This window comes from Ardenticatenales bacterium (assembly GCA_020634515.1).
GTDB lineage: Bacteria > Chloroflexota > Anaerolineae > Promineifilales > Promineifilaceae > JAGVTM01.
The window spans coordinates 273721-286591 of record JACKBL010000001.1 but is presented as its reverse complement, the minus strand read 5'-3'; the positions used below and the strand labels follow the sequence as shown (position 1 = coordinate 286591).

10 protein-coding genes are annotated in these 12871 nt (G+C 61.5%); 6 read left to right on the top strand and 4 right to left on the bottom strand.

The window, feature by feature from the left end; translation table 11 throughout:
• Positions 1-12 precede the first annotated feature (12 nt).
• The 3 genes from H6650_01150 to H6650_01140 form a co-directional block, all read right to left on the bottom strand.
• Positions 13-261 carry a hypothetical protein gene (locus tag H6650_01150; GenBank protein ID MCB8950597.1) on the bottom strand — a complete coding sequence of 83 codons (249 nt, stop codon included), beginning with the start codon at positions 259-261 and terminating at the stop codon, positions 13-15.
• A 590-nt stretch (positions 262-851) separates the two neighbouring features.
• Entirely contained in the window at positions 852-1148 is a 297-nt protein-coding gene (locus tag H6650_01145; GenBank protein MCB8950596.1) for a HigA family addiction module antidote protein, read from the bottom strand.
• Positions 1149-1160: 12 nt separating this feature from the next.
• Positions 1161-1442, bottom strand: a complete 282-nt coding sequence (locus H6650_01140; protein ID MCB8950595.1) for a type II toxin-antitoxin system RelE/ParE family toxin — start codon at positions 1440-1442, stop codon at positions 1161-1163.
• Between the two features lie 248 nt (positions 1443-1690).
• On the opposite strand from H6650_01140, the gene H6650_01135 reads away from it, so the two are divergent.
• Positions 1691-3151, top strand: coding sequence for a S8 family serine peptidase (locus tag H6650_01135; protein ID MCB8950594.1), 1461 nt, complete (start codon positions 1691-1693; stop codon positions 3149-3151).
• A 162-nt stretch (positions 3152-3313) separates the two neighbouring features.
• Here the strand turns inward: H6650_01135 and H6650_01130 are convergent, their stop codons facing one another.
• Positions 3314-4150, bottom strand: coding sequence for an alpha/beta fold hydrolase (locus tag H6650_01130; protein MCB8950593.1), 837 nt, complete (start codon positions 4148-4150; stop codon positions 3314-3316).
• Between the two features lie 185 nt (positions 4151-4335).
• On the opposite strand from H6650_01130, the gene H6650_01125 reads away from it, so the two are divergent.
• From H6650_01125 to H6650_01105, 5 genes are all read left to right on the top strand, one after another.
• Positions 4336-6939: a hypothetical protein gene (locus H6650_01125; GenBank protein MCB8950592.1), complete on the top strand. Its 2604-nt coding sequence runs from the start codon at positions 4336-4338 to the stop codon at positions 6937-6939.
• 324 nt (positions 6940-7263) lie between these two features.
• Positions 7264-7812 carry a CDP-alcohol phosphatidyltransferase family protein gene (locus H6650_01120; GenBank protein MCB8950591.1) on the top strand — a complete coding sequence of 183 codons (549 nt, stop codon included), beginning with the start codon at positions 7264-7266 and terminating at the stop codon, positions 7810-7812.
• A 169-nt stretch (positions 7813-7981) separates the two neighbouring features.
• Complete coding sequence (locus H6650_01115) at positions 7982-8923, top strand: endonuclease/exonuclease/phosphatase family protein (GenBank protein ID MCB8950590.1); 942 nt, start codon at positions 7982-7984, stop codon at positions 8921-8923.
• Between the two features lie 42 nt (positions 8924-8965).
• Positions 8966-10858: a DNA mismatch repair endonuclease MutL gene (mutL, locus tag H6650_01110; GenBank protein MCB8950589.1), complete on the top strand. Its 1893-nt coding sequence runs from the start codon at positions 8966-8968 to the stop codon at positions 10856-10858.
• An 8-nt stretch (positions 10859-10866) separates the two neighbouring features.
• The gene (locus H6650_01105) at positions 10867-12855 is read left to right on the top strand and encodes a hypothetical protein (protein MCB8950588.1); all 1989 of its coding nucleotides are present in this window, start codon (positions 10867-10869) and stop codon (positions 12853-12855) included.
• Positions 12856-12871: the final 16 nt, after the last annotated feature.

The window sequence follows — 12871 nt, the reverse complement described above, 5'->3', positions numbered from 1 at the left end:
GCCGTAGGCTGACTAGGGTTGGATTGACTCAAATGTTTCATGATACTGCTCGGCCAGTTCCTTCGGCATACTGACGCCGGTTTGGAAGAGCAAGTTATCGCGCACGTACACGTAGCTGCCGAAAACACTACTAAATCCTTCGTAATAGTCCTGCACCATTTTCAAGTCACTTTTATTTTCAAATGCAAAAACCCGAAGGCCGTGGTCGGCGGCTATGGACGGAATCACACATCGCTTCGCATCTACAAACGTTTTGGGCAAGGGTGAATCATCAGTTTTTGACACAGGTTGTGGATTCTCGCATTCTAGGCCAGCGTCTCTAAATGCTTACATAGCCTGGTCCACTGTTAGGTTTGGTTGGCCCCCGCTGTTACAAGAGACTAACACAACAACCAACATCAATAACATAATCCAACGTTTCATCATAGATCCGCTTTTACTCCTTCATGAAACATAATGCACAAAAATTCGTGACTGGGGGCCGTTTTGGGCGCGTCTGCGCCAAAAACGGCCCCCAAAAAGTGGGTGTCATCCCCGCCTGCGACGGGGATGACACCCTCCATGGTTAAATGCAGTGCGACCATTAGTGGCTGTCCGCAATTAAATTAGCGGAAATGCGCGGACAACGGCTATCCGTGATAGCGGCTATCCGTGATAGCGGCTATCTATGATAGCGGCTATCTATGATAGCGGCTATCTATGATAGCTTGGCAGTAACCGTCCGTAAAAGTGCAAATTTATTTTTGGACGGTCATCAACAAAGGATCGGTGTGTCTGGCTCTTGTCTTGGCTTTTGGGGACGAGACCATCCCGATAAATTGAGATGCCGCGGTGAACAGTCATAGCTGATGTCATGCGGTCACCAGTTCCGTAACTGCCAACAGTCTCTCTCCCATAGCGGCCTCTGCTTGTTTCAGGTCGTATGCGGCTTGCAGATTGAGCCAGTATTGCGGAGATTGACCAAATGCTCGCCCAAAGCGCAGGGCCAACTCCGCGGTCACTGGTCGTGAATGGTTGATGATGTGTGAAACCCGCATCGGTGAGACGTCTATGGCACGCGCGAACTGCGCCTGAGAGATCGCCAACTCTTCCAATATCTCGGCCAAAAACTCGCCAGGATGAATCGGTGGCAGACCATTGTCTATCATGGATACCTCGGTCTAGTGGTAGTCAACTATCTCTACATCAAAAGCATCGCCATCTTCAAATCGAAAACAGACGCGCCATTGGTCATTGATTCGAACACTCCATTGCCCGTTGCGGTCGTGACTGAGTGCTTCCAGCCGGTTCGAGGGAGGCAACCGCACATCTTGAACCCGTATGGCGGCGTTCAGTTGCGTAAGCCGGATAGCTGCGCGTCTATGGATGTCGGGTGGGAAATGACGCGATTTTCCAGTCGCATAAAATCGTGCTGTTTTACGATCCGCAAATGTTCGAATCATGCTTGGATTGTAAACAGCTTGTTTACGATTGTCAATAAACGCCTAAAGAAAGGGGACGCAGCGCCGAGGCGACGCCCTTGTCCCTGATGGTTGATTATAGCGAGGGACATGGGCGTGTCAATCCTGCCCAACGCGGTCCGCGTCACCATTTCTTATTGCGCGCGCTTTCCTTTATAATGGGGCGGCCCTGCTTGGCAATGGGCGATTCTCTTTTTCCCACAAGTTGCGTACAACAAAGGAGATGAACCATGCAACGAATTAGAAAGCCGCAATGGTTGTGGTTGGTTGTGGTGGTGGCGGTGATTGCCGGCATTGCCCTGCACACCTCCACTCCCGCCACCGCCGACCCCAGCCTGAAAGGCTACGCGGCCAACATCGACAGCTTTATCCTGGACCAACTGGCGACACAGCCGCGCACCGACGTCTTCGTCAAAATGACGGCCAACGCCGACCTCTCCGCCGCCGCGGCCATCACCGACCGCGTGCAGCGGCTAAACACCGTCCACGACACCCTCACGGCGCTGGCCGCGGACAGTCAGGCGGACCTGCTGCGCTGGCTGGACGGCCAGGGCGCGCGCTACCAATCCTTCTGGATCAACAACAGCGTCCTCGTTTATGACGCCGACCTGGCGCTGGTGCAGGCGCTGGCGGCGCGCCCCGATGTAGACTATGTGCGCGGTAGCCATCTTGTGGAAATGATCTGGCCCGTGACGCAGGAACCCGCCCCGGATACGGCGGAGGCCGTGGAATGGGGCGTACAAAAGATTCGCGCCAACCTGGTGTGGCCCACGGGCAACACCGGGCAGGGCGTGGTCGTTGCCAGCATTGACTCCGGGACCCGCTACACGCACAATGCCCTGGTCAATCAATATCGCGGCAATAACGGCAATGGCACGTTCACGCACGACTACAACTGGTACGACCCCAGCTTCACCTACGCCGTGCCGACCGACCCGTTGGGGCACGGCACGCATACGATGGGCACGATGGTGGGCGACGATGGGGGCAGCAACCAGATTGGCGTGGCCCCCGGCGCGAAGTGGATGACGGCAGGGCTGGGAACGGTTCCCACCGATCCGGAGTTGATTGCCGCGGCGCAGTGGATGCTCTGCCCCACGCGGGTGGATGGCTCTGATCCGAACTGCGCCATGGCGCCGCATGTGATCAACAACTCCTGGGGCGGCGGCGGCGGCGACCCCTGGTATCAATCCTACGTGAATGCGTGGTTGGGGGCGGGCATCATCCCCGTCTTCTCCATTGGCAATTCCGGCTCCTCCTGCAACACGGCCGGCTCGCCTGGCGACTATAGCAACGTCTTCGGCATTGGGGCTACCACCAGCAGCGACGTGCTGGCTTCCTTCAGCAGTAAAGGTCCGGGACAGTTCCGCCAGCTCAAGCCAGATTTCGTGGCGCCGGGCAACAGCGTGCGTTCGTCCGTGAACAGCAACGATAATGCCTACGCCGTGTACTCTGGCACATCCATGGCCGCGCCGCATATGGTGGGCACGATTGCCCTCCTGCTTTCGGAACAGCCGAGCCTGACGATGGGGCAAATTTACGCGATTCTGGCCTATACGGCGCAGCGTAACCTGGGCGCACCTCCCGGCCCGGATACTTGCCTGCGTCCCTACAACCAGTATCCTAATCCCATTCATGGGTTTGGGCAGATTGATGCGTTTGCCGCCGTTGACCTGATTAACGGGCCGTAGAGTAGAAAGACTGGAGCAGTCTTGGAAACTGCTCCAGTCTTTCACCTTACTGAACTCTGGCGGTTTTGGAGTCGAGGCTTCAGCCGGTCCACATATGGGGGTTGACCCGGCTAAAGCCTCGATTCCGATCACCCTATGTGGAATTCGCCAAACTCCAGCACCTTATTCCGGTGTGTTGGCGCGCTGTTGGATGAATTCCCACACCAGCGCCCAGACTTCGGGGTGGGCGGGGTCCTGGGGGCGCATGAGTTCGTGGCCGGCCTGGGGAAAGTGGTGGTGATGTTTGTCGCGTGCCGGCATTTCCGCGAAAATCGCCGCACCAGAACCAGAACTAACCGCAATATCGTGCCCCCCATCCAAAATCAGCGCCGGCGTTGTCACCCGCGGCCACAACGTCCGGCCTAATCGCACTATCTTGCGCATCTCATCCAGGCCAGACGTAGGCATGCGTGTCGCCCGGCGCAAAAACGCTTCCGCGTTCGGCGCGTCGAAGTCAAACGTGGGGTCGAAATCCAGCACGCGCTCACGCACCAACTTCTGCATACTGTGGCTCTTGTGCGGATAGAGCCAGGGAACCAGGTAGCGAATGAAGGGGACAAGGTTGAGCCGCCTGTCCGGCGTGTCGTAAATGGGGGCCAGCAAGATGAAGCCGCGCACGTCGGGGTTGCGCGGCAGCAGATTAGCGGCGAGGACGTTGCCCATGGAGTGCCCCATGAGGAATATCTGGTCGCACGTCTGGCGCAGGGTGGACAGGGCTTCGGTGGCCTCGGCGATCCAGGCGCGGCGGGAGACGCGGTGGAATTTGTCGGGCCAGTGGCCGTGGCCGGGCAGAAGGGGGCAGTGCATGGTGATGCCGCGCCCGTGTAGGAATTCGGCCAGGGGGCGGGAGCTGTACGGGCTACCCATGAAGCCATGCAGCATGAGGACGCCGACGGAAGATGCCGGCATCATATACGGCAAACGCTCAGGCGGAACGTCGTAATCAGGTTGAAAAGGCATAGTCGTTAAAGAAAAGTGGCATGTTCCAGATGTTGTTACCGCCATGATACCGTTTTTGCGGCGAAAATTCCAACTTCCTCTCCCACCTCCTTCAATGGTCCGATAGTCCTCTTTACAGCCAGCCCGCCGCCGCGTACCCTTCTTTCAGGGCGACAGCAAACAGGAGACATTCCCACGAGGTCTGCATGCGCACATACCGTCGTTCTCTCCCCTTTGCCCTACTCTTGTTGGGCTTATTTGCCGTGTTTATCCCCCTGCTCCCCTTGCGCCCCGCCGCGCGCGCGGCGGACGACCTGCCCCCCATCATTTTTGTGGCCCGCGCCCATCTCGCCACCCCGGACGACATCTTTGGCGACGAAGTGGGTCCGGCGGGGCAGTTTGGCACGGGTCTGACGAAGTACGCGCCGGGCAGCCGCCTGGTGCGGCGGAATGCGGATGGGTCGTTGTTTGTCTACGAGACGCCCGGCCTGGTGGACGTGCAGTCGCCCGATGTCAGTTTTGACGCGCAGCGCATTCTCTTTGCCGGCGCCAAGACGCTGAACCCGGACCATCCCGAATATGGCTGGCGGCTGTATGAGATCAACGTGGATGGCAGCGGGTTCCATCAGCTTACCTTCGCCGACCGCGACATCACGATTCCCAACGCCGCCGATTTTGGCAATCTGGAAACGTACTACCATTACAACGACCTTTTTCCCGCGTATCTGGCGGATGGGCGCATTGTTTTTGCTTCGTCCCGTTACCCCACGCGCGCCCATTACGATGAGCGGGCTTCGTATAATCTGTATGTGATGAATGGGGATGGCTCCGGTTTGCACCGGATCACGACGGAGCGGGCGGGGCTGCTGCATCCGACGCCGCTGCCGGATGGGCGTATCCTGGCGACGCGGTGGTGGAATCAGTTTAATCAGCCGGCAAATGCCGGCATCTACAACCGCATCGACAACGCCAACCACGACCAACTCCTGCCCGACGGAACCCTCATCTATGCCAACCCCGACGCCACCTTCAACCCCGCCACCGGTATGCTCCCCGGCGGCACGGAAATCCGCGAAGCCCCCAACACCTGGCATCTCATGGTCCTCAACCCCGATGGCGCCGAACTCCGCCGCTTTGTTTGGACGCCTCGCTACTGGTGGTCTCTGACGGACGATGCCGGCATCTACGATACCTACGCCGCCACCCAACCCGCCCCCCTCCTCCACAACAACCACCTCTACATCGCCTACACCGCCCAAACCGACAGCTCCATGGTCCACACCACCCTAAAAACCGGCATCCGCATCGGCCAGCCCGAAGTAAGCATGATGGCCGCCAACACCACCCCCGCTATCGCCGGCCTCGACTACGACAAAGCCTGGGGCGACGGCGACGAATCCGGCCCTTACGCCCTCCACCCCTGGGGCCTGCCCGATGGCCGCATCCTCTACGCCCAGTCCCGCGAAGACAACAGCCTACCCCATTCCGGAACCTACCAGGAAGGCTTCCACTTCTACGACCTGCAAGGCTCCAACCTGCGCTATGAACTGTACTGGATGAACCTGGACGGCAGCGCGCAAACACCCGTCTGGGTTGACCTTGCCGGCATCGGCCTGCCCACCGCCGACGTCATGGATGCCAAACCCATCTCCCCCCGCGTCGGCTGGACCTCCCTGCCCGACGCCTACGCGGACGCGCCCAGCGACGACCCCCTCTGGGGCAATCTGCCAAACGACCTGCCGCAATACGCCTTCAGCCAGCGCGGCCGCGCCGACATCCTCACCGCCACCATCCACAACCCCAATGTTTATGCCAACGCCCCCCTGGACCTCCCCTACGTGAACAACTCGCCCCCGCCCGGCAGCGTCGCCTATGCTCAAGTGTGGGTAGACGCCAACCAGTTCACGGGCGCATACTGCTATCCGGGCGAAAATGGTTGGCCCGACTGGCCGCAGCCGTGCGACAACTTCCGCCAGGATAACCAGGTTCGCGCCGTCCTCTGGACACAAGTCTCCGTTGATGCCCACGGCGCGTTTACGGCCACCGTCCCGGCGGACACCATGGGCTTCATCGTCCTGCGCGACGTGTTCGGCCGCGCCATCACCGGTTGGAACCGTGGCTACGTTTCCATCGCCCAGGGCAGCGCCTACGCCCGCCCCGGCGAAGTCGTCACCTGCACCGGCTGCCACATGGGACACGTCAGTGGCTCCCTGGATACCAATCTGGCGGAGGCCAAAGCGGGATGGACCAACGTCGCGCCCTATGCCGAGGCCAGCGCCAGCAGTATCTATGATGACTCGTTCCTGCCGGCAAATATCAATGATCGTCGTGGTTGGGTTCCCGCCGCCACGGGCGCCGAACCGTTCCAGGATGATAGCAATGGCTGGATTTCCGCTTCAGGGCATCCCTTTGGCGAATGGGTGGAGCTGAACTGGCCGCGGGACATGCTGATTCAGCGCATCCGTCTGGTGGGGCCACCGCCCAGCGGGGGCGATTGGGATGGTTTTGGTCAGCCGGTGGAGGATGGCGACTACTATGTGCGCGCGGGCCTGTTGGAACTTTCGCTGGATGGTCAGATCGTTGCCAGCGTCAACGTAGGCCGCGTACACGCCCTCAGCGACGGCGGCACAACCATCACCCTCCCCCAACCCCTCATCGCCGACCACCTCCGCTTCAAAATCCAGAGCGTCCACGGCCGCTGGTGGTGGGAAAACGTCGCCGCCCTCAACGAAATCGAAGTCATCGGCCGCGCCGCCACCCCCACCTCCGCCACCCTCCAACACGTCTACCTCTCCTTCCTCCGTCGCTAAAGATTACGCAGATTACGCAGATTTTTTATCTGCGAAGTCTGCGTAATCTTTGATGATTTTCTTGCCTTCTGCACAAGAATTCCACTGATAAAGTACTAACCGCTCCCAGATTACAAAAATCTGCGAGATTCTTGCAATCTTCCGCTGCGCGGCCACGCTACCCTGTCCCGTCCCAGGCCAGGGCCAAAATGCGCTATAATGTTAGCAGAGCCGCACATAATAAGCGGCGACGCTTGCAGGCACGCCCACCGCCATACGAAAGCCCCCTCGACGTCCTCTGGCGACTGCGAACGTCCCCTTCGCCCTGGTCGCCGGAGGTATCCCATGCCCGTCACCAAAAAACTGGCCGACTTGATCACCTGGACACGCATTTTGTTCTCCCTCCTGGTAATCTGGTTGGGTTTATGGCAAGGCGCGGCCGCGCTCCCTACCGTAGCCTGGCTGCTGCTCATTGACTGGACGGGCGACATTGCTGATGGCCTATTGGCCCGTCGTCACGCCCTTGACCGCCAGACCTGGATTGGCGTCCACGACCTACAAGTAGACATATTTTTCGCCGCCGGACTACTGACCTACCTGGCCGCCGCCGGCTACATCCCTCCCATTTATGCCACCATTTACGTCCTCTGTTGGCTGCTCGTCTTCTGGCGCTGGGGTTTGCAACGATCACTAGGCATGTTGTGCCAGGCCCCCGTCTACCTCACCTTCGTCTTCATCGTCATGCGTCACGCGCAGCCGTGGGGCTGGGGCATCCTCATCTGGCTCCTCCTCGTCGTCCTCCTCACCTGGCCCCGCTTCCCGCAACAGGTCGTGCCCGAATTCCTGCAAGGAATGAGAGATGCCTGGGAAAAAGGGCGTCAGCGCTTCTCATAACGCGCCTCCCACGATATAACCATCTCCGACATCACGTACAAAGAGCGCGTACCCTCATGACACGGCAGTAAAAATCAAGCTAAATTCGTGAAAACTTGCGCCGTTCGTATCCAGAAAAGCCATTCGCGCTTGCTCTCATTCTAAACCCTACACCTGAATGGAGACCCGCTTGTCCACAGATTCACCCCTTCTCGTACCTACCCTCTCGCCGCTGCCCACATCCCCCTGGCTCAACCGACTACAATCTATCGCCCGTCTGGGCAAAAAATGGCCCGGAGCTGACAGACTGCGCCACATTTATCACCGTATTCTTGCCGTGGCTTCCCCCACGGAACAGATGCTCTTTCAGCCCCATCCGCCCCGCTCCGCTCCCCCATCATCGGCGGCATTGACCGTGATGACGGCCAACTTGTGGCACGATTGGCCGCGCCAGCGGCAGTTACGGTCCCGCCTGGAAGCATTTGCCGCCCTCGTGGAGCGGGAGCAGGTAGACGTCCTTTTGCTGCAAGAAGTCTCGCGCACGCCCAAATTGCGCGTAGATGAATGGCTGGCGCAGCGGCTGGGCATGGCCTACGCCTACGCCCGCGCCAATGGGCACGAACCCACCCTGGGCTTTGAGGAAGGGCTGGCCGTCCTCAGCCGTTACCCCTTGACAGCACCCCGGCTGCGCCAGCTACAACCGGAGCCGCTCCCGTTTGTGCGGCGGCTGGCCCTGGGCGCGACCGTACGCACCCATTGGGGCGAAATGCCCGTCTTCTCCACCCACCTGGCTCTGGAACGGCGGCAAAACAGCGCCCAACTCGACGATCTACGCGGCTGGATCGGAGACGACCCCGCCCTCGTTGGCGGCGACTTCAATGCCCACGAGACAGCGCGCCAGATCAAGCGCGCCAGCAGCCAATGGCTAGACCTCTTCCGCTGCGTTCACCCCCACGCCGACGCCACCACCCACGACGGCCTCTGGGGCCGCCGGCGTCGTCGCCTCGATTACCTCTTCTGGCAACCCGGCTGCGCCGCCTGGCAAATCCTGGAAGCCCGCCACCTACACCCCCCCGACGCCCCCCACTCCGACCACCACGCCGTCCTCGCCCGCCTGCGCTGCGGCGCATAAAGTAGACAATACGCTGGGCGAGTGTGGTAAAATAGGCGGACTATGCCGATTCGTGTGTTGTCTGAGCAGCTTGCGTCGCAAATTGCCGCCGGTGAGGTGGTGGAACGCCCCGCCTCGGTGGTGAAGGAGTTGGTGGAGAACGCCCTGGACGCGGGAGCGACGACCATTAACGTGGACGTGCGCGCGGGGGGGCGGAAGCTGATTCAAGTGGCGGACGACGGCGCGGGCATCCCCGCCGCCGACATGCAAACGGCCTTCAAGCGGCACGCCACCTCCAAGCTGCAATCGGTTGAGGATTTGAACCACATTCGCACGCTGGGTTTTCGCGGCGAGGCGTTGGCGGCGATTTCGGCGGTGAGCCAGGCGACGATGGTCACGCGGGCCGCGGGGGAGGCGGCGGGCGTGCGGCTGGTGCTGGAAGGGGGACACCCGGCCGGACGCGAGACGGTGGGCGCGCCGCAAGGCACGGTGATCGCCGTGGAGAACCTGTTTTACAACGTTCCCGCCCGCCTCAAGTTCCTGAAGAGCATCGCCAGCGAGCGCCGCCTGATTGACGAGTTCGTCACCCGCTACGCGCTAGCGTATCCGCAAGTGCGCTTCCGCCTCACGCACGATGGGCGCGTCACCTTTCAGAGCAGCGGCAGCGGCAGTCTGCGGGACGTGCTGGTAGCGGTCTATGGCCCGGAAACGGCGCGCGACCTGCTGGAAATTCACGGGACTCCGGCGATGCCATCCGAAGATGACGACGACACGGACTCCCCCTTTTCCGCGAACCCAGACACCCCGCCGTCCGGCCACGCCATCACTGTGTCTGGTTTTGCGGGACCGCCCAGCCTGCACCGCGCCAATCGGGGGCAGATCACGCTGTTCGTCAACGGGCGCTGGATCAAGGACAGTTCGCTCACTTACGCCATCATCCAGGCGTACCACACGCTGCTGCCCGTGGGGCGCTATCCCATTGCCGTCGTTTTTATTAGTCTGCCCTACGACATGGTGGACGTGAATGTGCATCCGGCGAAGACGGAGGTGCGTTTCCGCCAGGCGAACGCCGTTTTTGGCGCGGTGCAACGAGCGGTGCGGGAGACAATCGTGGCGGATGCGCCCGTGCGCGGGTTCACGCAGGTGCGCCCGGAGGGGGTGTTCCGCTGGGAAGGGTCGATGGACCGCCCTTCGTTTGCGCGCCAGGGGGACGAGGATTGGGGAACGGGGGCCGCCGACCTGCGCAGTCAGCTCAGTCTGACTTTTCCTCGCACCGCGCCCGCCGCGCCTTTTTTGCCGCGCAACGATGCGGAGCATGATCATGCGCCGGCTTATTTTCCTGACGAGAACAGTGCTGACCTGGGCGGGGAACGCCTGCCGATTATGCGCGTAGTGGGGCAGGTGGGCGCGGCCTACATTGTGACGGAAGGGCCGGAGGGGATGTTTTTGCTGGACCAGCACGCGGCGCACGAGCGTATTTTGTACGAGCAGTTTATGGCGGAGTGGGGCCAGAATGGGGTGGCGGCGCAAGGGTTGGTGGCGGGGGCGGCGGTGCATGTGACACCGGCACAGGCGGCGCTGCTGGAAGAGCAGTTGGAGCGGCTGGCGGGGTTGGGTTTTGTGGTGGAGCCGTTTGGTCCGAATAGCTTTGTGGTGCGGAGCGTGCCGGCAATTCTCGCGCACCAGGACCCCAGCAAAGCCCTCCTGGCCGTCGTTGACGAACTGGAAGAAGACGAAACCCGCTCCCCCCTACAAGGCCAGATCGAAGCCCGCATCATCCGCCGCGTCTGCAAAACCGCCGCCGTCAAAGCCGGCCAACCCCTCTCCGTTGCGGAAATGCAAGCCATGATCCAGCAGCTAGAACTGTGCCGCAACCCGCACACCTGCCCCCATGGGCGGCCCACCCTCATCCACATCTCCCTGGCACAGTTAGCACGCGGCTTCAACCGCACCTGAGAGGCAAATTGAGCGAGCAGCCGGGCCTGGCAGGAGACACAGCGGCGGCGGGAGGCGCGACAAAAGGCCGCGTCCATCACTGGCTGTTGTGGGGTGGTCTGCCCTTCCTGGTGGCCCTCCTTCTGTACGCGCCTACGCTGCGCCTGCCCCTGATTTACGACACCCTGCTGCACATACGCATCAGCAAAGGGCTGACCCTGGCCTCCGTCTGGCTGCCCACGGAGGCGTTTGGCTTCTATCGCCCGCTCACTTTTTTCCCCTTGCTGCTAATCAAGCGTGTATTCGGCCATTATCCCGCCTGGCTGCTGCACGGCCTCAATGTGTTCCAACACGCCCTGAATGGGCTGCTGCTGGCGTGGTTGTCCTGGCGGCTGTGGCGGAAGACGCTGTGGGCGGGTCTTTCTGGGCTGCTGCTGGTGCTGTTTCCCTTTTCCTACCAGGCCGTGGCCGTCTATGGCCATAATGTACACCCCACCACGGCGGGGTTGATTCTTCTGGGACTGCACGCTTATTTGCGTTTTTTGCCGGCATCGTCGCGGCGTCGCATTTTCTGGGCGGGGTTAACGGGGCTATTTTTCCTGCTCGCGCTCTTGAGCCACGAATCGGGCATTCTCTTTGGTCCGCTGGCGGCACTGCTGGCCTGGCAGGAAGGTACGGGGGGGCGGCGGCGCTGGCTGCGTTTGCCGGCAAGCGCCTGGGGCTTGACGGCAGCGGGTGCGATCTACGCCCTGGGCTACCAACTGCTGCCGATCACGCGGGCGCCACAGGCGGCGGAAGGCATGGCAGGGGGACTCGGCCTCAAGCTGCTTTATCTGTTGCAAGCGTTTGCTTATCCCTTTACCTGGTTTGCCCACGTCTGGCCCACTCTGCCGGCAACCAGCCTTATCCTGGCCGGCGCGGGTCTGACTTTGTTGCTGGCGCTGTGGGCGGCGCGGACACCGCGCTACCGTTGGCCGCTGCTGCTGGGGGGCGGCTGGTGGCTGCTGGCATCCCTTGTGGTGGCGCTGCCGTTGCCATCCGACTACTTGTTGAATGGGCCACGCCTGCTGTATTTGAGCAGCGTGGGGCTGGCGTTGCTATGGCCGGTGCTGCTACAGCCGATGGGGGATTGGCCGGCAAGGCGAAGTTGGGGGCGGCTGGCGTGGGGAACAATGGTATTGTTTATTCTGGTCAGCGGAGGGGCATTTGTACGCGGGCGGCTGGTGGCGTATGCCAATCTGACCAGCCCGCTGGCGGTGGCGCGGGCGGCATTGGCCGAGGGGGGACCGACGGAAGGCGTGCTGTGGGTGAATTTGCCGGCATGGATCGCCCCCACGCACAATGTTTATCCGCTAGGCGCAGAATTTGTGTCTATGTTGGGGCCGTATCTGTTCGTGGAGGAGTGGACGGAGGAAAACGGGTTGGGGCAGCGCCCGGAGTGGGCGGTGGAAGTGCCGGACTTGCTCACGAGTCCGGGGTATGGATATGGGGTGCAGGCGCAGTCGTCGTTGGCGGAGGTGGCGGGTCATTGGGGGCAGGGGACGTTGGTGTTGATTTCGCGCTACGATGCGGCGGGGGTGCGTACGGAGGCGGCGGGACGCATTGTGCCACGGCAGGCGGGGGCGCCGGTAGCGTATCTGGGGCCGTATGTGTTGATGGCGGCGGCGGCGCAAACGTGCGCGGGAGAGGTGCGGGCGATGTTGCGTTGGCAAACGGGAGAGGGAGGGGGAATGCCGGCATCGACATCCCTTTTCGTGCAGGCGTTAGACGCGGCGGGGCGGCTGGTGGCGCAGGCGGATGGTCCCCCGCTGGGGCTGCGCCCCGATCTGCTGCCTTTGGGGCGTGCGTGGCAGGCGCAGGAAGTGCGCCGCATGGCCGCCGCGGACGCGACTGACCTGCTGGTTGGCGTTTATGACTTCGCCAGTGGGCAGCGATACCCCGGCACGACGCCAGATGGGGCGTCGCTGCCTGATAACGCGCTGCGGCTGCCGATACGGCCTTGCGCGGGTGGGGAGTAGGCGGGGAACTCATGGT